Annotated in this window: 14 protein-coding genes; 12 read left to right on the top strand and 2 right to left on the bottom strand. The window is 36.1% G+C overall.

Annotated features, from left to right (window positions below):
• The first annotated feature begins 403 nt into the window (after positions 1-403).
• The 8 genes from brxF to ACFSUO_RS01925 all read left to right on the top strand — a co-directional run bounded on the left by brxF (position 404) and on the right by ACFSUO_RS01925 (position 16,067).
• Positions 404-844, top strand: coding sequence for a BREX-3 system P-loop-containing protein BrxF (brxF, locus tag ACFSUO_RS01960; protein ID WP_382390530.1), 441 nt, complete (start codon positions 404-406; stop codon positions 842-844).
• A 19-nt stretch (positions 845-863) separates the two neighbouring features.
• Positions 864-4,565, top strand: a complete 3,702-nt coding sequence (locus tag ACFSUO_RS01955; protein ID WP_382390528.1) for a DUF6079 family protein — start codon at positions 864-866, stop codon at positions 4,563-4,565.
• Positions 4,566-4,577: 12 nt separating this feature from the next.
• Positions 4,578-7,361, top strand: coding sequence for a DNA methyltransferase (locus ACFSUO_RS01950; RefSeq protein ID WP_382390526.1), 2,784 nt, complete (start codon positions 4,578-4,580; stop codon positions 7,359-7,361).
• Positions 7,362-7,372: 11 nt separating this feature from the next.
• Positions 7,373-9,322, top strand: coding sequence for a BREX-3 system phosphatase PglZ (pglZ, locus tag ACFSUO_RS01945; protein ID WP_382390524.1), 1,950 nt, complete (start codon positions 7,373-7,375; stop codon positions 9,320-9,322).
• Positions 9,315-10,031 (top strand): hypothetical protein, encoded by a 717-nt coding sequence (locus ACFSUO_RS01940; protein ID WP_382390522.1) that lies wholly within the window; start codon positions 9,315-9,317, stop codon positions 10,029-10,031. Before pglZ ends, ACFSUO_RS01940 begins: the two co-directional genes overlap by 8 nt.
• A gap of 49 nt (positions 10,032-10,080) precedes the next feature.
• On the top strand, positions 10,081-13,272 hold the full coding sequence (locus tag ACFSUO_RS01935) for a DEAD/DEAH box helicase (RefSeq protein WP_382390520.1): 3,192 nt from the start codon (positions 10,081-10,083) through the stop codon (positions 13,270-13,272).
• A 362-nt stretch (positions 13,273-13,634) separates the two neighbouring features.
• Positions 13,635-14,225 carry a hypothetical protein gene (locus ACFSUO_RS01930; protein ID WP_382390518.1) on the top strand — a complete coding sequence of 197 codons (591 nt, stop codon included), beginning with the start codon at positions 13,635-13,637 and terminating at the stop codon, positions 14,223-14,225.
• A gap of 324 nt (positions 14,226-14,549) precedes the next feature.
• Positions 14,550-16,067 carry an SAP domain-containing protein gene (locus tag ACFSUO_RS01925; protein WP_382390516.1) on the top strand — a complete coding sequence of 506 codons (1,518 nt, stop codon included), beginning with the start codon at positions 14,550-14,552 and terminating at the stop codon, positions 16,065-16,067.
• A 325-nt stretch (positions 16,068-16,392) separates the two neighbouring features.
• Here ACFSUO_RS01925 and ACFSUO_RS01920 read toward each other — a convergent pair whose 3' ends face one another.
• The gene (locus ACFSUO_RS01920; protein ID WP_382390514.1) at positions 16,393-16,902 is read right to left on the bottom strand and encodes a hypothetical protein; all 510 of its coding nucleotides are present in this window, start codon (positions 16,900-16,902) and stop codon (positions 16,393-16,395) included.
• A 68-nt stretch (positions 16,903-16,970) separates the two neighbouring features.
• Between ACFSUO_RS01920 and ACFSUO_RS01915 the strand changes: the two genes are divergently transcribed.
• Both ACFSUO_RS01915 and ACFSUO_RS01910 read left to right on the top strand, forming a co-directional pair.
• On the top strand, positions 16,971-18,158 hold the full coding sequence (locus ACFSUO_RS01915; RefSeq protein ID WP_382390512.1) for an alanyl-tRNA editing protein: 1,188 nt from the start codon (positions 16,971-16,973) through the stop codon (positions 18,156-18,158).
• A 373-nt stretch (positions 18,159-18,531) separates the two neighbouring features.
• A complete protein-coding gene (locus tag ACFSUO_RS01910; protein ID WP_382390510.1) occupies positions 18,532-19,236 on the top strand; it encodes a Fic family protein in 705 nt (234 codons plus the stop codon).
• Between the two features lie 328 nt (positions 19,237-19,564).
• Here ACFSUO_RS01910 and ACFSUO_RS01905 read toward each other — a convergent pair whose 3' ends face one another.
• Entirely contained in the window at positions 19,565-20,464 is a 900-nt protein-coding gene (locus tag ACFSUO_RS01905; protein ID WP_382390508.1) for a LysR family transcriptional regulator, read from the bottom strand.
• Positions 20,465-21,131: 667 nt separating this feature from the next.
• Between ACFSUO_RS01905 and pdhA the strand changes: the two genes are divergently transcribed.
• The gene (gene pdhA, locus ACFSUO_RS01900; protein ID WP_449280318.1) at positions 21,132-22,172 is read left to right on the top strand and encodes a pyruvate dehydrogenase (acetyl-transferring) E1 component subunit alpha; all 1,041 of its coding nucleotides are present in this window, start codon (positions 21,132-21,134) and stop codon (positions 22,170-22,172) included.
• Entirely contained in the window at positions 22,172-23,149 is a 978-nt protein-coding gene (locus ACFSUO_RS01895; protein WP_382390506.1) for an alpha-ketoacid dehydrogenase subunit beta, read from the top strand. The genes pdhA and ACFSUO_RS01895 overlap by 1 nt, the downstream gene beginning before the upstream one ends.
• The last annotated feature ends 13 nt before the right edge of the window (positions 23,150-23,162 follow it).

Genomic DNA, 23,162 nt, shown 5'->3' with positions numbered 1-23,162 from the left:
TATCTATGGTTGATTGGAAGCAATTGTAGCCTTAAAATCTTCTAAAGTTAATGGTAAAATAGTACTAAATAATAGCCGGTGTAGTTTTGGGGTGTATGGTGCGGCATGCCATTCTTGTTCGTACGTTTCAGAGACCTACTGTGAGTGGGGAAATCAATTATTAGACCATCGCCTACTGTTGAACATTAACCCAGGAGACACGTTGGATTTTTTTGTTTAAAGTGAGTTGGGAATCAGAGGCGGTTAGAACCGTCTCTGATTTGTAGTATGTATTCAATTGTAATATTATTAAGGTAGCATTGTATTTTTTAAAAATAGAGGAAAAGAATAACCAAAAATTTAATTTTTAAGTGATGAATTGATCAGAAAATGAAGTATAGCAAAAATGAGAAGGATGTTGCTATTGAATGCACATAGTCTAAAAAATGAAGTTCAACAAATGGGAAAATGGTGGCACAAATTAATTTTTTTATGTAATAGAAACAACCAATTTAATTCAAATATACCAATCACCGATAGTTTTGAGAAGATAAACGTGAATCTTGTGTTAAGTCAGGAATTGATTCATATATCGCAAAAAAATTATCCATTACATGTGGAAGACATACTTCAGAATGTGATTGTTAACACAAATGAAACATACTTACTCCAGCATATTGACATCCTTTTTGATCCCGTACTACAGGTACATCCCATTCGTTTATTAGAAAATATCAGTAAGAATTATAAGCTTGTTGTGGAGTGGCCAGGAAAATATGAAGATAGTCGGTTGGTTTATGCAGAATATGGTCATCCTGAGTACTTTACTTGTCATGAATTGGAAGGGAAAGTGTTTCTAAAATAAAAGAAATGGGGGAAGAGACATGTTACGTTACGATGAATTAATCTCGTTTGATCCCGTTGAGTCCGTTGTTAAGTTACGGGAAGCAGATGATAAAGAGCGCGCAATTTCACTATTAAACACGTATGTGATTTCAGACAATATGGCAGAGAAATTGATAAATGATATAATGGAAAATCTTCAATTTGATCGCATGGTCGATAACAAAGGACTGCTTATTGTCGGAAATTATGGCTCTGGTAAATCACATTTAATGAGTGTGGTTTCTACAATCGCCGAACAGCCTGGTGCTAGTGAACATTTGCGTCACGAGCAGGTCGCTGAAAAAGCAAAAGAAATAGAAGGTAAATTCAAAGTGATTCGTGCGGAATTCGGTGCCGTGACTATGCCATTACGTGAAATAATTTGTCGTCAACTGGAACAAGGGTTGGCGGATATGGGCATTGAATACACTTTTCCGCCAGCTGATCAAGTCACAAATAATAAAGACATGCTGTTTGAAATGATGGAATTATTTCATGGGCAATATCCGGACAAAGGTCTATTGCTTGTTATAGATGAGCTTCTTGACTATTTACGTGGAAGAAATGAACAGGAGTTAACGCTTGATTTGGGCTTTTTACGTGAAATTGGGGAAGTATGTAATACCACCCGTTTTCGCTTTGTTTCTGGTGTACAGGAAATGTTGTTTGAAAATCAAAGGTTTAATTTCGTAGCCGATTCTTTACGCCGTGTAAAAGAGCGTTTTAAAGAGACACGCATTGTTCACGAAGATATTGCTTTTGTTGTTTCTGAACGTCTATTAAAGAAAAACGAGGAACAAAAGGCACTAATCCGTGAGCATTTAAGTAAATTTAAGAAGCTATACAGTGGACTATCGGAGGACATGGAGACATATGTGAATCTGTTTCCGATTCATCCCGCTTATTTAGAAATATTTGAAAGAGTACACATTGGTGAAAAACGAGTCGCACTCTCGACAATTACAGGTGAAATTAATAAGTTGCTCTCTGAAGAAGTACCAGAGGATGCAACGGGATTGATCTCATTTGATCGATATTGGACATACATTGAAGAGGATTCTTCTCTACGTTCAGATGATCGGGTAAAAGTGATAATGGATAAAGTGGATACCTTAAAAGGGACGATTCAATCCAGTGTGAAGCGTCAGTATAAATCAATTGCCACACAAATGGTGAATGCTTTGGCAGTGTTTCGTTTAACAACCGAGGATTTAAAGACTCCAATTGGATTAAATTCTGACACACTTCGAGACAAACTTTTCTTGAGTCTACCAACATTGCTTGATTTTGAAGACGATGCAGCAGAATTTTTACAAACAACAATCGAAGCGGCAATGAAAGACTTACGAAATGCAGCAAGCTTTCAATTTATTTCTTTAAATAATGATAATGGCCAATATTACATCAATATAGATGAATCCATTCCTGTCGATGAATTAATCCAGAAACGTGGAGAAGGTTTATCGGACCATCAATTAGATAGCTATTACTTCGAAGTATTGAAACAAGCAACAGAAGTTTCTGAAACATCTGCTTATGTGTTTGGATACAAAATTTGGCTTCATGAAATTCCATGGATGGATCGGCGTGTAAAACGTGAAGGATATCTTTTCTTTGGCGCGCCGAATGAGCGGTCAACTGCGCAGCCAGAAAGAGATTTCTATATTTATATGCTTCAACCATTTGTAGAGCCAAAGTTTAAAGATGAACAAAAAGAAGATGAAGTATTTTTCCGTCTCGAGAAAAAGAATGATTATTTCATTCAATTGTTGCGTTTATATGGTGGAGCAGGAGAGATGTATGGTGACACAACCACTAATAAACAGCTATATAAACCTAAAATGGAGGAATATAAAAAGAAACTTGTCAAATGGATTAAAGAAAATTTCGTTGATGCGTATGAAATTGTATATAAAGGAAAAAAAGCGGGTGTCTTGGAGCACGGAATGTTTTTACCAAGCAACCCTGATACATTAGTTGAGCTGGTAGATTCCGTCGCCCAGGATTTACTATCACAATGGTTTGAAGTGAAATATGACGAATATCCTTCTTTCCGCAAGCTAGATAGCTCCTTTTTAACCAGAAAGAATATAGATACGTATGTAAAAGACGCGCTGAATTATTTGAATGGTAAGATGACGAATCAAGGAAAAGCGGTTCTTGATGGGTTACTTCTAGTTGATCAACAAGGGAATCCAACAACTAAAAATTCGGGATACGCGAAATGGGTTACTGGTTTGCTTGATAGCAAGGAAAACGGCCAAGTATTGAATCAGAATGAATTAATTGAAGTGATTAACACTTCTCAAGGGACACCAGATCAACGACGAACGCAAAAGTTTGCCATGGAGCCTGAATTACTTGTTGTCATTCTTGGTGCGCTTATTCAGGATGGTAAAATTGTTGTCACGATTGATGGCACGCAGTATGAGGCAATGAATTTTAATGAATTTGTTCGACTACCTATTCAGGATATAACGTATTTTAGTCATATCAAAAAGCCAACTGGATTGCCTGTAAAAGAAGTACAAGCTTTAATGGATTTGTTTGATTCCATAAAAATTGACTTTTCAAATCAAGAAAAGGTTGATTTTGCCATTAAACAAATTGTTGCTGGTGCCAAGAAAGCAACAAATCGTACTGTTGAGATGATGGCTAATTTAAGAACGAAATTCCAAGTGTGGGATGGTCCACTGTTCACAGCAGAACAAATTAAAGAAAAAGAAGAAAAACTTTCTAGCTTGAATGATTTCTTACAAGGACTGCAAGTATATAATACGCGTGCAAAAATGATGAATTTGAAATTTGATATCGATCGTATTCATCAAGAAAGGGAAAATTTACAGCTTTTAGACACCTTAGAAAATCTGCAAAAGAAAATTAATGAATTTACAAAAGTAGCCGACTATCTTGTCAAAGCAAAATTTGTCGTTTCCCCAAGCAAAGACTGGGTTGATGGAGTAAGTGTCGCATTGGATAATCTAAGTCTCGCTTTAAAGAATGACGAAGGTTGTATAAGTGAGATCCAAGAGTTAGAACGACTGAAAAAGGTCTATATCGATTATTACTTGTCCTTACATCAACAAATGCGCTTAAATGCAACGGAAAGTAAAAAGAAATCCCAATTATTACAAGATGAACGTTTTGATGCCTTAAACTTATTAGCTTCAAGAATTGACTTATTACCCCATGAAGTTTATAAGGATTGGCAAGATAAAATGGGGACGTTACGCGTTTGTTACCATCTAACGACTGATAAATTGCAGCATTCACCAGAATGCCAGGAGTGCCACTTTAACCCAAGAGAAGAACAATTAAAGCAAAAGCCATCATTATCTGAACTGGAAGAGGAATTACAAGGGCTATTAGACACGTGGACAGAAACATTATTAACGAACTTTAATGATCCTGTTGTCAAAGAAAGTATTGATTTGCTGGAAGAAAAAGAGAAACAATTAATTAATGACTTTGTGGATAAGCAAGCGTTCACTTTACCAATACCAATCAATCTTATTAACGCTATTAACAAAGTGCTTAAAGGTATACACCAAGAACAAGTAGAGCTAGAACAGGTGAAGAAAATGTTCGGTGATGGAAATCCAATTACCGTAAAAGAAGCACGAGAAAATGTAGACAAGTTACTACGAGCACTGGTAGGTAACAATGACCAAGATCGTGTACGGGTAACCGTTAAAAAATAGGAGGAACATACTATGACAAATGAAAATGAACAATTTTCATTTGAAGAAGAAATATCTAATGCAGACAACCAACCCGTTGTCTGCTTAGGTATGACTTTTGAAAATGATGATGAGCGACGAGAATATTTTCGGGATGAATTAAAAAAGAAATTGCCGGAATTGAAGGAGATAGAAGGATTTCCTATTGGTGAAGATGAAGATATTATTGCTTTGTCGGATCCGCCATATTATACGGCTTGCCCTAATCCTTGGATTAATGATTTTATTGGGGAATGGGAAAGAGAAAAAACTAGGATAAACACTAGTTCCTCAAATGAACAATACCATCGTGAACCATTTACAACAGATATAAGCGAGGGAAAAGGAGATCCTATCTATAGTGCTCACACTTATCATACTAAAGTGCCTCCAAAAGCAATCGTTAAGTATTTACTTCATTATACCAAACCTGGAGACGTGGTGTTGGATGGATTTTCGGGTACAGGAATGACGGGAGTCGCAGGTAACATATGTGGGGATGAAAAAAAGGTTAAGGAATTAGAATATAGTATTAATTCAGAAGGAGATATAAAAGACAAAAATGGTAACACATTTTCTAAACTTGGATTTCGTAAAACAATTCTATCCGATTTATCTCCCATTGCAACATTTATAGCTAAAAATTATAATACTCCGATTTTAGTTAACAGTTTCTATCAAGAAGCAAACGAAATAATAAATGATGTAGAAAAAAAGTGTGGATGGATGTATGAAACAAAACATAGTAATGGTGATCTAGGAAAGATTAATTACATGGTTTGGAGCCAAGTATATAATTGTCCAAATTGTACCGAAGAGTTAGTTTTTTTTGATATTGCTGTTGATTATGAAAAAGGAAAAGTACATAAAGAATTTAATTGTGTACATTGTGGAGTTAAGTTGAATAAGAAAAGTTTAGAAAAATCATGGGAAGTAAACTATGATAAAAAGTTAGATTGGAATGTAGAACAAGTTAAAGAAGTTCCTGTTCTTATCAATTATACTTATAGCAAGAAGGAATATTTTAAAAAATTAGATTCCGAAGATTATAAAGTTCTAAATAAGGTAGATAATTTTGATATTCCCTATAAATTTCCTATTGATAGAATGCCAAAAGGGGATGAAGCAAGAAGAAATGACCGAACAGGGATTACTCATGTCCATCATTTCTACACTAAAAGAAATTTGTACACACTATCTTATTTGAAGTATAGAATTGATCAGAGTAAGCATCGTGATGCTCTACTACTGCTATTTACAAGTCATCTCATAAATCTTTCAAAATTAAATCGCTTTAGACCAGGAGTTTCTTTTCCTTATAATCCATTAAGTGGTACTTTGTACATAGGTTCTCAAAATTCTGAACCCAATGTACTGGACGCGTATAAAAATAAATTAAAGAGGTTTGAAAAAGCTTTTTTTGTTGGTCAGAAAAATGTCGTAGTGGGGACTAGTTCTCAAACCAACATATTACTTGATGATGATTCAATTGATTATGTTTTTACAGATCCACCATTCGGTGCAAACATTATGTATTCTGAATTAAGTTTTCTTTGGGAATCTTGGTTAAATGTTAAAACAAATAATGGTTCAGAAGCGATTATTAATAAAAGTCAAAATAAAAATTTAGGCTCTTATCAAGATTTGATGGAGAAAAGTTTTAAGGAATATTATAGAGTTCTTAAACCAGGGAGATGGATAACAGTTGAGTTTAGTAATTCTAAAGCTAGTGTTTGGAATGCTATTCAGGAAGCAATACAAAAATCTGGTTTTGTGATTGCTAATGTTTCTGCGTTAGATAAACAATTAGGTAGCTTTAAGGCTGTAACAACTACCACCGCGGTTAAACAGGACTTAGTAATCTCTGCCTATAAACCGAAAAAAGAAGATATATTTAAAATAAAGGAACAAAGAAATACAGAAGATTCGGCGTGGACATTTGTAGTTCAACATTTAGAACAATTACCAATATTTATAGGAAAACATGGTGAAGCTGAATTTATTTCTGAACGCACTCCAAGAATTCTTTTTGATAGAATGATAGCATACCATGTCCAAAATGGCTTACCGGTACCTTTATCTTCATCAGAGTTTCAAGAGGGTATTTCACAGCGTTTTCCAATGCGTGATGGCATGGCCTTCTTAGAAAATCAAGTTGCTGAATATGATAAAAAGCGCACATTGGTAAAGGAATTTTCCCAACTAAGTCTATTTGTTTCTGATGAAAGTAGTGCCATTGAATGGATTCGTCAACAATTAATGAAAAAGCCACAAACGCGTCAAGATATTCATCCGAACTTCATGAAGGAAATTCAACATATTGCGAAACATGAATTGTTACCTGAATTAGATGATCTGTTGTATCAGAATTTCTTGCTTTATGAGGGAGATGGCTCTGTACCAGACCAAATTATGGCTTATTTTCGGAGAAATTATAAGGATTTAAGAGATTTAGAGTCAAATGATCCAAAGGTGGTTGAAAAAGCCAAAAATCGTTGGTATGTGCCTGATGCAACCAAGCAAGCCGATTTAGAAAAATTACGTGAAAAATCACTATTACGCGAGTTTGAAAGTTACCTTGAACAACTAGAAGGAAATAAAAAGAAATTGAAACAATTCCGTACAGAAGCTGTCCGTGCTGGATTCAAAAAGGCATACAGTGATAAGGATTTTGAAAAGATTGTGAAAATAGGAGAACGTCTGCCTGAGAAAATCATTCAAGAGGACGATAAGTTGCTCATGTATCTTGATAATGCTTGTATACGTCTAGGATTGTAGAAGGTGATGACATGCTCGGATGGCGGGATGCGATTATTGGGAAAATTCAATATCAACAAACCAAATTGATTTTGGTCCATGATCTCGATTATTTACTAACTGATGAGTTTATATTGCGGGAACTTGGAAATCGTGGTTTTGATATCATTCGGTTTGAAGATAGTGTGACGTTTCGCTACTTGTATGAGCAACAATATCGTTTGGGTTCCTCTTCACCGCAGCTTGTTATCTATACGAATGAGGATATTGTATTTCCTTATGAATTTCAAAAACAAGCATTAGAGATAGAAATGGATTTACAGTATATTTTTCCAAAGTTTTCCGCACAAATTATTCGACAAATAAATCGGGATGATTTTGATGCCCTGTATACTGTTCATAAACAGTATACAGGCTCATCTTCAGACCAAGAAACATTGGAATATATCATTAAACACCTATATAAAATCCCATATGATGTGATGGACTCAGAGGTGGATTTATACAAGTCTTTGTTATCAATTCATTATAATAACATTGATTTACCAAAGGTAGTACAAGACCTCCTTGTTCATGAATGGGAGCAGATTTCTGCTTTTCAAAAGATTCCATTGGAAGAAATCATTTCATCCCAAACTCATTTTTATCACTTTATGGAACAAAAATGGGCTGAGTTCGTTGAAGAATTCATACAAGTTCAACAGACACAAATTAATGATCCAACAGAAGTTTATCAAAGCCACCCGTTATTGAACGGGGATGTAAGGCGATTGATGAATGATTTATTTATGGAAGGTTTTCTCGCCAAGGTAGAAGCATCATCAGTGGAATTTATTCCTACTTGGATGCGCTTCGGAATTGAAGAGAATGTAAATGAAGAAGACAAAGAGATTAAATTGACCCATTTAAGGGAGAAAATTGTTGAATCGTTGCAAAATGCTACTCTTTATAAAGATTGGTTAGAAATAATCGGCTTAATTGGGGAATTTAAGTTAACTGCCATTTTGAATGACAACCATAAAATGGATACTGACAACCTGATGAAAGCTGTCAATGAAAAGTTTATGAAATGGATGACCACACAGTTTCATACATTAACAAGTTTGCCACCGTATCCAAAACCAAAGCTTGTGCATCATATACCACATGTAATTGATAAAGAGAGAAAGAATAATGAAAAAGTAGCACTATTAGTTCTTGATGGCATGAATTTTTCGCAATGGAAAATGGTACAAAAGTACTTAAGAGAATATCAATTTTTGTTTGACGAACAACAAGTATTTGCATGGATTCCAACATTAACTTCTGTATCAAGACAAGCCATATTTTCTGGGAATATCCCATTAACATTTAGTCAAACCATTCATACAACCACATCAGAAGAAAAACTATGGAAGTCCTTCTGGGAAAATCAAGGTGTTTTAAAACAGTATGTTGCCTACCAGAAAAGTTTAGGAAAAGAGAAATATGACCGGCAAAATATAAAGGCTTTAGCTAGAAGGTCGACAAAGGTATATGGGGCAGTCATTGATGTGATTGATCAATTTACTCACCATGCTGTGTTAGGGGAGAAAAGTATTACCTCTGATCTTAAGTTATGGTTAAAAACAAACTATCTCGTGAATCTCCTTAACGATTTAATGGCCAATGGTTATACCGTCTATCTGACCTCAGACCATGGGAATACAAATGCAATTGGGATCGGGCGCATTTCAGAAGGCGTACTTGTTGATCAAAAAGGAGAACGGGTACGGGTTTATAGCGATACCACACTCTATGAGGATGCAGCATCTAAGTTTTCTGGAGTTAAATGGCCAAGTGTTGGATTACCAGAGAATTATAATGCATTACTTGCAGAATATGGTCAAGCCTTTGTTCCTAAAAATCATTCAATTGTTACACATGGTGGTATTAGTATCGAAGAAGTGATTGTTCCTTTTGTTAAAGTACAAAAAAATAAAGGAAGTGGATTGGGTGAGTAAACCAGTCGGATTTGATCAAAAAGTGTTGTTAAAGCATTTAGATTTCACAGCAAATCAAACCCAAAAGTACACACGTAAAGAAATGTATACAATCTTGGATGGCTATTTACGAGACGATATAGCTGGTGCTAAATCCCGAAAGAATGCCATTACGATGTTAATGAAAATTTGGTATTTAGTTGATAATGACTTGTTACCAGTCCGTGATCAAATTCTTGACCAGTATAGCCAATTAACAAAAGAAGAGCGAACATGTGTTCATTGGGGGCTAACCATGGTTGCCTATCCATTTTTTAAGGATGTTGCCAATGAATTTGGTCGTCTTTTTCAATTACAAGATGAAGTTACGAGTACAGCGATTGGGAAACGAATGAAAGAGTCGTATGGAGATCGTCGTCGTGTAGAAGTAGCAACGAGTGCAGTCTTAACGAGTATGAAGTCCTGGGAAATGATTCAAGCAATTGGAAAACGTACCTATAAGGCAAATGAAAAGCTATCTATCACGCATCCTTTTATACATGCATTCATTGCTCAGGTTTTATTAAAATTATTGGATAGCAACTCACTCCAAGTTGAATTTATTCATCATCACCCTTTATTTTTTCCGTTCAATTATGAATTGGATGTATTAGGGTTACAGGATTATGAAGCACTTTCTTTCCATCGTCAAGGTGTTAAGGATTTAGTAATTGAGAAAAATACAATCTAAAAGCCTTATTCAACCCTGAATAAGGCCTTTTACGATGGAGGTGACAGGTATGTTAGCTAACGGGGATATTGTTTCGGGTACATATTTTCCAGAAGCTGTTGAAATAAAAAAGTGTGAATCAGTAGCAGAAGACTTCTACATTATTGAAGCGATTGGTCAAGAATCAAGTAAATTTTATGAAGTGATGGTGGAAAGTAAAGAAATAAATGAATTCCAACAGATCAATAATAAAAAGGAATCCGGTATCCGGGCTGAGGATGTACAGAAATATGTTCAATACTTATTACTAAAAAATGAAGCGAAATTTTCTCATACAAAAGCATTGGGAAATCAAAATGTAATACCTTTGCCACACCAAATCGAAGCAGTATATGGAAGAATGCTCCAAGTACCACAAACAAGATTTTTACTGGCAGATGATCCTGGTGCCGGTAAAACAATCATGGCTGGGATGCTTATGAAAGAGCTGCAGGCACGTCTAATGGCCAATCGAATTCTGATACTTGTTCCACCACTGGTACTTAAACAGTGGCAAGAAGAATTAGATCAAAAGTTCGGTTTGCATTTTCATATCATAAATCGGAATGTGGTTAAGGAATATGGTGGCAAAAGTCCATTTACAGCAAATGCCTATTGTCTTGCTTCAATGTACTGGGCTATACGAGATGATGTCAAAGCATTAATACAAGAATCTGATTTTGACCTAGTTATCATTGATGAAGCACATAAGATGGCTGCATACACACAAGGAACGGCTAAGAAAGTATTTCGTACCAAGCTTTATCAGTTAGGTGAATCAATCTTAAGGAAGGCTGAACATTGCTTATTACTAACAGCAACTCCACATAAAGGGGATACGGAAAACTTCCGCCATTTGATGAAGTTAATTGATGAAGACGTTTTCTCAAATACGGCAATAAATGAAAGTATTTATGAAAAAGCAAACCCTTTTATTATTCGGCGCCTAAAAGAAAATCTTAGCAATTTTGATGGTACGCCAATTTTCCCTAAACGTACATCAAAGACCATCCAATTCCAGCTCACAGATGAGGAATTAGAATTGTACGACGCTGTTACAGAGTACGTACGTCATTACTTTAATCGAGCGATTAACAATGGTAGTCAAAGTACAGCATTTGCGATGATGTTGTTACAAAGAAGACTAAGCTCTTCGATTGAAGCGATTTATTTATCTCTGCGCAGAAGGTATAAACGTTTAGTTAAATTATATAAACAAACAGAGAAAGAACGAAAAAAATATGTTAATAAAGTGAAGAAGTTAGATACGGATGATTATTTAGAAGAGAGCAATGAACAACAAGAAAAATTGGATGCTCAGTTAGTGCAGTCTACTGATGTTATTGATATGAATGAATTGAAAAAAGAAATTCTAGCGATTAAGGGGCTTATTAAACAAATAGAGCACATTAAACTTTATACAATCGAGAAAAAATATGAAGAATTAGAAGAAACACTATTTGGTGAAGACGGATTACTATTACAACAAGATGAAAAGATTATTATTTTTACTGAATCAGTAGACACTCTAAATTATTTAGAAGAACAATTATTAAAACGAGTTCCAAAAGTGGCCAAAATCATCGGTGGATTCCCAATGAATAAGCGTCGTCAGCAAGTGGAGATGTTTCGAAGTGAGTGTCAGATTATGTTGGCTACAGATGCTGGTGGTGAATCAATAAACTTACAATTCTGTAATCAAATGATTAACTATGATATACCATGGAACCCAAATAGGCTTGAGCAGCGAATGGGTAGAATCCACCGAATAGGCCAAAAAAATGAAGTATTCATCTTTAATTTAGTAGCCAAAAACACACGCGAAGGTAGTGTAATGGTTCGTTTGCTGGAGAAGATGGAGAAAATGAGAACAGATTTAGGATCTGACTTAGTGTATGATTTTATTGGTGAGGTGCTAGAAGATCAATATGATAGTTTGGCTAATTTAATGCAAGAGGCTGTTGTAAATCGTGAAAAACTTGAAGAAGTTATCGCTAACATGGATAAGACGTTATCAGATGAGAACGAAAGGTTACTAAACTTAGTTGAGGAAGAGCGTCTGACAGAAGAAGAGATTGATTTGCCACAGTTAAAACGACAAACAAATGAATGGTTTGTAGAACGTATCCCAAAACGCTTTTATGCCGATTTCACCTCCTATGTGCTAGGAAAGAAACGTGTACGAATACAAAAGTCTAAAGATGAAAAAATCATGCGAATTGAGCGATTGCCTAAGTTTATTCGTGACAATATGCCTGATTCACGCGACGAACAAATACAAAGCTATCGTTTTACCAACTCAGTAAACACTGAATCAGAGGATGTACCATTAATAACAGATATACACCCGTTATTCCATGTTGGACTTCAGTTAATGAAAAAAGAAGTAGAAGGTAGATCCTGGCAGCATTATATTGTCTCAGCTAATGTACCGGAAAAACTACATGTGGAAATTTATGAAATTACGATTACGGATGGAACAGGTAAGGAGCTAGAAAGACGCTTTGTACATTTGGCCAAGCGTGAATCCGGAGACATTTTAACATTAAACCCGAATTGGATTTTCCTATATGAATTTGCACAAGAAGATTTAAAGGTTGAAAATACCATTGCTAATCAAAGTGGCAGTGAAATCATGAAACAGTCGATATCAGTAAGACAAGAGGTATTATCAAGTAGGCAAAAGCAATTAAATAAAATGCATACATTTCTAGAAAAGTCATTTAATCAGCAATATAGGGATACATTAGATAAGCTTGAGACTTACCAACAAGAAAATACTGACAATAAAAACAGTGCTCTTATTAATCAGATGAACGCTAAATTAATTGACCTCGATCAAAAGAAAGAGGAACGTTTAAATTTAATTAACCGTCAAAAAAACGTATCAATGAAGCCACCAAAGAAAGTGATCTCATTAGAAGTGGACTCCCTTGGACATAGTCATCGGGTGCTTGCGTCAGATTATTATGAGACAATCATTCAATATGAAAAAGCAAATGGTCGGTTAAATGTAAAACAATATGACAATTTAGGATTGATAGACTTTTCTAGTGAAAGGTTTAATGGGGAAGAAAGGTATATATTACTTACTTCAGATCCTGATTATATGTTGAGTGATCAGGAATTGGAAGACTTACACGATGTGGTGGATATGTTGTACGTTTATGTGGTGAAAGATGGTATGGTGGTAGAAGAACGTTCAGTGATAGAGGAAATGTAACTGAATGAAAAGAAAGATGGGGATTTTGGCTTCCCAATATCCAGAGATCATTTGTAATAGAAAGAAGAACAAGTAGAAAGATTATTTGACTCAATTTTATGTGAATATCCAATCAGCATGTTATTATTTTTGGAAAACGAAAAGAAATATTACAAACAGTAGGTAAAGCTGAAGATGTTCTTAAGCGGTTAAATTATCGTTTGAAAGAAGTGGATTATATTGTCGGTATCCATTTCATTTAAAAGACTTCATAGATTAAGCAAATGGTGTTTTTCTCTAATTGGGATAGATGTTAGTTATTTTCAAAGAAATAATCTGATTGGCGGAGAATAATTTTGATGGAATCAAGCTTCAAATTAAAAGTGAATAATTCAGAGGATATAAGACATCAGGTATATATTGTTGATGTACCATTGTCATCGTTAAAAAAGAAAAGAAATAGATATCGTTTGAAGATCAAGAAAAAATACACATATCAAAAAGCGGTTGTTAAAGCTATGTTAGATAGTTCTATAATTCAAAATAAGCAAAATATTATCGGAGATTATTTTGATATCAGATTCGATGATAATAAAATCAATATATTCTTAGAAAAGCAAGTTAAAGATAAAAACCTCATTAAAAAAATGGGCAGATACCGGATAACCTATATGCCGGTTGATACTGATAGGTTATCGATAAAAGTGAAGAGCCACTTTAGGCAAGTGTTTTATAAAAACGTAATACTTCCGCGTATAAAGAAGATGAGAAGCAAGGAAGAACATATAAAAAAACAGAAACAGAATAAAGGAACCTACACCCTTGAGGATTTACGCAGGAGTGATTTTCAATATGCGGATAAGTTTCCTTACCACCACTCTCCAAATAGTGACGGTAACAGATCAAGAAAGGAAGTATTTGGAGGAGCGTTTTCAGGCGTATCAAAATCAGGCGGAAAACGGAAACGAAAGTAGCAGAGATCATATTTTCTTGCTCGTTTTAAGCATGGGGACGAAGGTGTTGGAATCCTTCCTTCGACAAGCAAAATTAAAGGAATCATGATAATGGGGACAGGCCCCGGACATAGAGGAAATTTATCAGGAGATGGCGGACTAGTGGAAGGGAGAAAGGAACAGGCTATCCTGGGATGGGAGGCTTGTTTTCCTCTATAAAATACGTGGTGTTATCTCTTAATGATGTCATTTTTTCTTTTTTTGAAGGAATTCAGGTAATTATTGTCGTATATTTAAATAATAGTAACTATGGAAGAAAAAATACATTAAGGGGGATGTGAGCGCATGTATTTACAAGATATTTTGCCTAAAATGTCCAAATTGTATCTCGGGCGAATTGTGGATAGTTTTCTTAAAGATGTGCGGATGGAAACAGAAGAAGAAATGCGAGAGATTATTATCCGGAATGTGGATGAATTCCAGAATAATGAACGTGTCCAAAGAAATTTGAACTTCAATATAGAATCAAGGGACATAGCAGTCTTAAATGAAATGATTTTATTGTCTTTAATGGAGCAGCAAAATTATATCTTAAGTGAAAACGATTTACTTAAGGAAGTTAATAAGCTGGAAACTGAAATTGTAAAGCAGAGTGCTGATGATGCCTATATTAAAACTGCCATTCCTCAGGATGCAGAAAGGATTTATAGTGCCGTGTTGGCAGAAGCATGGAAAAAAGATGATTCATTAAACGCTCATGAAACGAATATATTAAATGTTTTGCGTGCGGAGTTAGAACTTTCTAAAAGAGATCATTATTTATTGGAAAGTCGTATTGGTCGCTTTCCACAAAAGGGTAATAAACTCCATTCAAGTAAGCAAATTGATCGTTCTCTAAAAAATCTGCAGTCAAGGGGCCTTATTCTACGCTTTAAGGAAGATACCTCGTATTATATAATACCAAAAGAAATTGCTCGCATTGTCCGTTATAAAATGGGTGGGGAGCTAAGAAATGAAGTTTATGAAACGCTACTTAGTGATTTGAATGTCAATCAATTAAAGGCCATTCTGACTGATTTGAACATAGGCACCAGTGGCAAGAAAGACAATCTTGTTGAACGGATCATTAAGCACAATATCCTTCCATCAACTGCACTAAAGGCTTTTGGAACGAAGGAATTATCCGATATATTAAAAGGGCTGGAAGGCGCCAAGGTAAGTGGTACGAAGGATGAAAAAGTACAAAATATAATTGACTACTATGAAAATTTATCGACACCCAACTCTACCGATCCCACTGATGAAAGGTCCCGTCTATACGATTTTTATGAAGAGCTGGCTTCGAGAGACTACAAAGCCTTGCGTGTTAATAAAGTCATTGATAAGGATCTTGATGTCGAAAAATATTTTGAAGAAGCGACATGTTATTTGTTTGAAAAGAAATTGGGAGTAGAATTAGTGGATATGAAGGGCTCTAAACATGCTGATGGTAAACTAAAGTATAACGCTAAGGAAGTTATATTATGGGATAATAAAAGCACCGAAAAACCTTATACTTTCCCTGAAGATCATTTCAACCAATTTTTAGGCTACATTCGCTCAGATGATATGCGGGTAACAACTTTTTTAATTATCGTGCATGATTATACAAAGGATGCTGTTGCACAAGCGCAGAAACTAAAAGCATTCTCCGAACAAGACACGGATGTAGCTTTGATAAAAGCATCGGATTTAAAGTATGTTGCGGAAGAGTGGAGAAGTTTTTCTGATCAGAAATCTCCAGAATTTAATCTCCAAGTCTTTGATCTTACAGGCGAATTAAATCGTAATTTATTATTGAGTAGAATGTCATGGGTGTTGTAATCTGTTACTAGAATCCACGCAAGTGAGCGACATAGCTCCGAGTTACTTAAATGTTTGTCAATCTAATCCTGGATTCGTGCTGATGCGTATTGGGTGGGTATGAATTGACTAATCTAAATTATAGTGTACATTGTAACTAACAGTACCCACCACGCCTCTTTTTAAGCGTACCACGGTGGGTCATTTTATTATATATAGGCGAATGAATTTCATAAATACTTTTTTTCTTAATATACGAACTTATAACTGAAAATACACTTAATCATTCGTACTCTACCTTAGAAGATTGGAACGGAAGGCGGACGACTCCTGCGGGATAAGAGGCCTACATGAGACCCCGCAAGGCGTTAGCCCAAAGTAAAGCTTCCATGAGTAAGCTTCGACCTGCGAGGAGTGCTGCATCCACGACCACACTTGCAACACGACGAGCATGAGGAGGCTCATCAGCCGCCCGCGGAAAGCGTCCGCCTGAAGTGGAAATCAAACGCAATAACCTAATTGTTCGTATTTTAAAGGTAGATATTGAATTATGAAATTCACTCAGGCGAATAATAATAAAATGATTCATTATCCACTTTTTAGAAATAACTGTGATCATTATGGGAGAACTTTTTTCACGTAGCTTGTTCCTGACTGCCTGCTCCATTTCCTCACCCTTCCTTTTCGTGTTCGATGTACGTGCTGCTGGTATAGAAAAAGATATGTTCGGCTTGTGCGGTTGTTTGTTTTGTTCCACATTATCCCCCCATTCACCATCACCATACAAACGCCATTTTTTATTTTCTACAGTACAAGTTACAGGCTGAACGATTTTTACCAATATTCCAATACCCATTGATTTTTATTGGAAAGTCATAACACGAAACGTATAATAGATACATCTAACCAAAGGAGCATCAACCTATGTCTACGGAAAAATTATTTTACCAGGATTCGTATATGCGCGCTTTTACTGCCAGGGTGTTAAAGGCTGAAAGGGATGAGCAGGGGCATTTCTATGTAGTGCTGGACCGGACAGCTTTTTACCCTACAGGTGGTGGGCAGCCGCATGATACCGGTACATTGAATAGTGTGCATGTTTATGATGTGGAAGAAATCGGTGGGGAAGTGCGTCATTACATAGAAGACCCTGTTGACGTACATCATGAGATTGCAGGTGAAATCGACTGGGAGCGGCGGTTTGACCATATGCAGCAACACGCTGGTCAACATATTCTGTCGGCGGCATTTGCGGAAATGGTTGGCTATCAAACGGTCAGCTTTCACTTGGGACAGCAGATTTGTTCAATCGATCTTGATGCGGTGGACTTGACGGATGAGGAGATTATGCAGGTCGAGAATAAGGCAAATGATATTATTTTGGAAAATCGTCCGGTGGAGACGAGGTGGGTGTCAGCGGAAGAACTTTCGCAGTATCCGCTCCGAAAAGAAGTATCCGTTTCCGACAATATTCGGCTCGTCATTATTCCGGATTTCGATTATAACGGCTGCGGCGGGACTCATCCTAATTCAACGGGGCAGGTGAGTGCGCTTAAAATGTTGCATTGGGAAAAACAGAAGAAAAAGGTACGGGTCTATTTTGTTTGTGGTGGCAGGGTATTGAATGAGCTGGGCGCAAAACATAAAGTGATTTACGGTTTAACCGATACATTGAATGTGCCACAGGAAGAGTTGAATGAAACAGCAATACGAGCGTTACGGCTGAATAAGGATCAGGAGAAAACGATAAATGAACTGAAAAGCAAACTAATTGATTATGAGGCTGAGGCCTATATTGAACAGGCGGAAGAGAGCCACGGTGGAAGGATCGTCAAAGCAGTCTTCGCGGACAGGTCTATTCCGGAACTGCAGCAGCTGGCAAAAGTGATTACAGCGAATGCTGATGATATGATTGCTGTACTGGTTAATGAAAATCATAATAAACTGCAGCTGGTCTGTGCAGGGGGAGAAGCTGTTCACGTTAACATGAACGATCTGCTGAAGCAGGTTCTTCCACTGATCAATGGAAAAGGGGGAGGAACTGCTAAAATTGTACAGGGTGGAGGCGAGCGCATCCTGCCACCTGAAGAGTTAATGGAGGCGTTTGTATAGGCACTTTAAACAAATCATGTAATCCTGTTGGAGCAGCTTTTTTTAGGATAATGGACCATACCAAAGCAGAAAGAGCACAGGTGGAGAGAGAATTCTCAGGATGCTTATGAAATTCTGAATTCGTATGAAGAGATGGGATTGGATAATGAAGAAATTGAAGTCTTGAAGTAAGAATTGTAAGCAGGAAAGTGTACAAGGAGTGTAGGTATAAAATTGCTAGTAAAGTTAAATAAAAAGGATAATGTATGATGTTTGATTATCTCTCCTATTATCACATAACTCTCCTCTAATGCAACGGCAGGTAATTTCCTGAAAAACCAGGGAATGGTATACTGTTCCATAAGATAACATGGGGATGTTGGGAGGATGCAAAATGAAGCTACAGAAAGAATATATCGATGACTTTTTTGTTAGAATGTCTCACCATTCCTGTGCAATTGAAAATAACATGATTAGTTTAGCTGAAACAGTGTCGATTATTCTTCATCGTATCGTACCAAACAAAGTCTCTTTACGAGAATTGTATGAAATTGATAATCATCGATACGCTATGGAATATTTATTTGATCCTGACACATCAGAGAAAGAATGTACGATGGACATTTTGCTTGAAACTCATTCCGTATTAATGAATCGTCTGCATCACGAAAGAGGAAAGTTTAAAACAGAAGTGAACTATATCAAAGGAACGGAATTCGAAACAACGAAACCAAGTGAAACACCGTTAGCGATGAAACAATGGGTGGATAATATTAATTATCGAATGGATTTGGTGAATAAAGAAGAAGAAATTATCCAACTGGCATGTGAAAGTCATGTTGAATTTGAGCGAATCCATCCATTTGCAGATGGGAATGGCCGAACTGGCAGATTAATGATGAATCACATCCTTTTAAAAAACGATATAGCCCCTTTCATTATCGAAAAAGAAGAAAAAGAAAAGTATATATTTTTCTTGTCAACTCTAGATGTGAAAGGATTTAGTGCGTTTGCAGAAAAGAAAATAGAGAAAGAAAGGAACAGAATTTATTCTTTCCAAGTAAATGAGCAAAAATTTGAAAATGACGTTGAACCGTAGCAACAAGCAACTCGAGAAGGGTTGCTTTTTAATTTTATTTGTGGATAACTAAAAAAGGATAATCGAAGATGTAATTACGGAAATGGCGAAAAAAACAACTTAGACAAAATTCGCAAGACTTCAAAAGGACTAGTCGGAACGGGCTTTCAAATGATGTACGTAAAATTAAATAAATAGAACGTCGGAAAGCCGTATATAGGGGGCCTCACGCATGGATCGATGAGGGGTGCAGGTAAATTAAATACCATCTTTTCTAGCCAGCAAGGTGGGCTCCCTTAAACCCGGGGGCAAGAAGGTAGTATCCGATTCCTGCTCCCTAATTTACGATTTATTGTTGAGCTTGAATTCCTTGTTTAATTGCTTGGCAAAATTGTACATTTAAATGAGATAGTTTTTCATGTTTTCTTTTTACAAAGCCGATATCTATTTGACCAATTTTATCTTTAAGTTTTATCCATTTAACATCTTTGAATTTAGCAACTTTTGCAAGTTCCGTTGGTAATATTGTTACATTGTTAGTAACTGCAATATTTTCTAAGAGGACCTCCCAGTTCTCGTTTTTAAAAACAACACTTGGTTCAAATCCAATTTCTTTACACCTATGATAAAGGATATTCCCCAATATAAAATCACCTGATAGAATACTGAACTTTTCTGATTTCAAATCTTCTAACTTTAGGTTACTTCTTGTAGAAAGCGGATTTTCATTGCTGACAACTACAGATACATCATATGATGGAAACTGTTTAGCACAAGGTTCCACCTCAAGATTGTCGTAATATATTGGAAAAGAAACTAACCCCAAATCTAGTTCTCCGGTTGAAACCATTTCTTGTATTCGTTTCGAACCTTTTTGAATTAGTGTAATTTCAAAATTGGAATGGGAGGATATAAATTCAGAAATTGTTTTCATATAACGTATTGAGAAAAGAACGGTTAAGCCAATTTTTAGAGATCCTTCCATATTATGTTCATGTTCCCGGATTAGTCTCGTTAAATCATCGATATCTTTTACAATACTTTTTCCATGCTCGTAAAGAAACTTTCCATTCTCTGTTAGCTCGATACCATAATCTACATTATAAAACAACTTTGTATTCAAGTCACTTTCTAATTTTTGTATTGTCCAGCTTAAAGCGGGTTGTGTTACAAACAGGCTCTTAGCTGCTATTGAATAACTCTTAGCATTTGCAATTGCGATGAAATAACGCAGTTGTCTAATATCCATTCTCAATTCCCCTTGTATAGTATGTTTAGGCTTTTTAAGCCTAGTAAACTAGTACTAACTTGTTTTTATACCTGATATTAATTAGATATACACATAAAGGTACTGGTTAACGGTCATTTTGGATATTCCTTAAACCGGTGGGTTGAACCATATTTGAAAGGCTGTTTCCCCGATAAGTTTAGAACTACACAAAACAGTTACCCATACTTCTAACGTTCGAACTCACAGTAATGTAGATAAGGACTTTCCTGCCTTAAAAATAAAGCATAACTTCAAGTTAAGACTAAAACTCAAGATTCAGGTTGAATACTTTGTCAAATAAAATTATTTGATAACTGAATAAATTTATTCTATTTTACTACATTTCAGAAAAGCTTTAACATTTAGGTGAAAGCGTTTTACTATCGTTTGCTACAAAGGTTTTATTAAGGAGCTGCTGCAACGATTATAAGTTAGGTTATTTAAAATTCTTGTAGCCAGGTATTTTTAATGGCCAAAGGTATGAATATATTTTATTTTCAATAATAGCATTTTTGGGATGCGTATTAAAGCGCTTTTATTTTTAGCTGAATTATTAAGAAGAAAGGTTGTGTATGAAATTACTAAGAAAAAAGCTGGAGCATTTGATTTTGATTCGCAAATCAATAAGGTTGAAAATAACTTTCCTATGTATCAAGTTTTAGATGAAGATGGGAAAGTAGTTGACTCTAATTTAATGCCCGATTTAACTGACAATCAATTAGTTGAGTTAATGGAAAGACTCGTATGGGGAAGAACCTATGACGAAAGAGTAACTATTTTAAATCGCCAAGGGCAATTAGGAAACTATGCTCCTTCTGGGGGACAAGAAGCAAGTCAGTTAGCTAGTCAATATGCATTAGGAGAAGGGGACTACTTACTACCAACTTATCGTGATTTCCCACCACTTGTGCAACATGGGATGCCGTTAAAACAGGCATTTTTATGGTACAAAGGCTATATGTCAGGAAACGTGTTTCCACATGATTTTGCTGCAATGCCCGCACAAGTTATTATTGGTGCTCAATATACACAGGCAGCAGGAGTTGCATTAGGTTTTAAAAAACGTAACAGGAATAATGTTGTTATGACATATATAGGTGATGGTGGTACTTCACAAGGTGATTTCTATGAAGGAATTAACTTTGCGGGAGCTTACAATGCACCAGCACTCTTCATTGTTCAAAATAATGGTTACGGAATTTCTACTCCAAGATCAAAACAAACAAAATCAAAAACATTAGCACAAAAAGCTGTTTCAGCTGGAATACCGGGGATTCAAGTTGATGGTATGGATCCTTTAGCAATCTATTGTGCAGTAAAAGAAGCGCGTGAATATGCACTTGCCGGTAATGGCCCTGTGTTAATTGAAACAATTACCTTTAGATATGGTCCACATACAATGTCAGATGATCCAAAGCGTTATCGGGAAAATAAAGTTTTAGAAAGATGGAAAAAACGTGACTGTTTAATCCGCATGCGGAATTTTTTAACAGCAAAGGGTTTGTGGTCGGAAGAAAAAGAAAATGAAATTATTGAAGATACAAAAGCGCAAATAAAAGACGCAATTAAGGAAATGTGGAAAGAAGAACCTCAAAAAATCTCGATGTTCCTCAAAAAGATGTATGAAGAGGCTCCTCAAAATATACAAGAACAAATCAAAATATATGAAGGAAAGGAGAGATTATAATGGCCCAAAAAACAATGGTAAAGGCGATAACGGATGCGCTTAGTTTAGAACTTGAAAGGGATGAAAATATTTTAATTTTCGGTGAAGATATCGGAATGAATGGTGGAGTATTTCGAGTCACAGAAGGCCTTCAAGAAAAGTTTGGTGAAGAAAGGGTCTTCGATACGCCACTAGCAGAATCAGCTATTGTTGGAGCATCTGTAGGTTTAGGGTTAGCAGGCTTCCGTCCTGTTCCGGAAATTCAATTTTTCGGTTTTGCATTTGAGGCGATGGATGCAATAATGGGTCAATTATCACGGGTTCGCTATAGAATGGGTGGTGAACGTTTTGCCCCCGTAACGATTCGTTCCCCATATGGTGGAGGTGTTCATACACCAGAGCTACATTCAGATAGTCTTGAAGGAATAGTAGCACAATCACCTGGATTGCGTGTGGTCATTCCAAGTAATCCTTATGATGCCAAAGGGCTATTAATCTCTTCTATCCGTAGCAATGATCCAATTATATTTTTAGAGCATCTAAAACTATATCGTTCATTTCGTGCAGAAGTTCCAGATGGATTATATACCGTGCCACTAGATAAAGCAACTATAACGAGGGAAGGGTTGGATGTAACTATTATCGCATATGGAGCAATGGTTCAGGAGTCAGTAAAAGCAGCAGAAAAGTTAGAAAAACAAAATATATCGGTCGAAATAATCGATCTAAGAACAGTTGCTCCAATTGATATGGAGACAATTCTCGAATCTGTTAAAAAGACTGGGCGTGTTGTTGCAGTACAAGAGGCGCAACGTCAAGCAGGTGTTATGGGCAGTGTTATGTCTGAAATTGCAGAACGTATCTTCTTATATCTAGAAGCACCTGTAAGTCGAGTTACGGCACCAGATACTGTTTATCCATTTGGTCAAGCGGAAGAGGTTTGGCTTCCAGATGCAGCAGATATTGAAGAAAGGGTTAAAGAAGTTATAGACTTCTAGAATAATCATGGGA

It is taken from the genome of Lentibacillus juripiscarius, assembly GCF_042685205.1.
GTDB classification, from domain to species: Bacteria; Bacillota; Bacilli; order Bacillales; family Amphibacillaceae; genus Lentibacillus; species Lentibacillus juripiscarius.
This window is presented reverse-complemented; position numbering and strand designations above follow the sequence as displayed.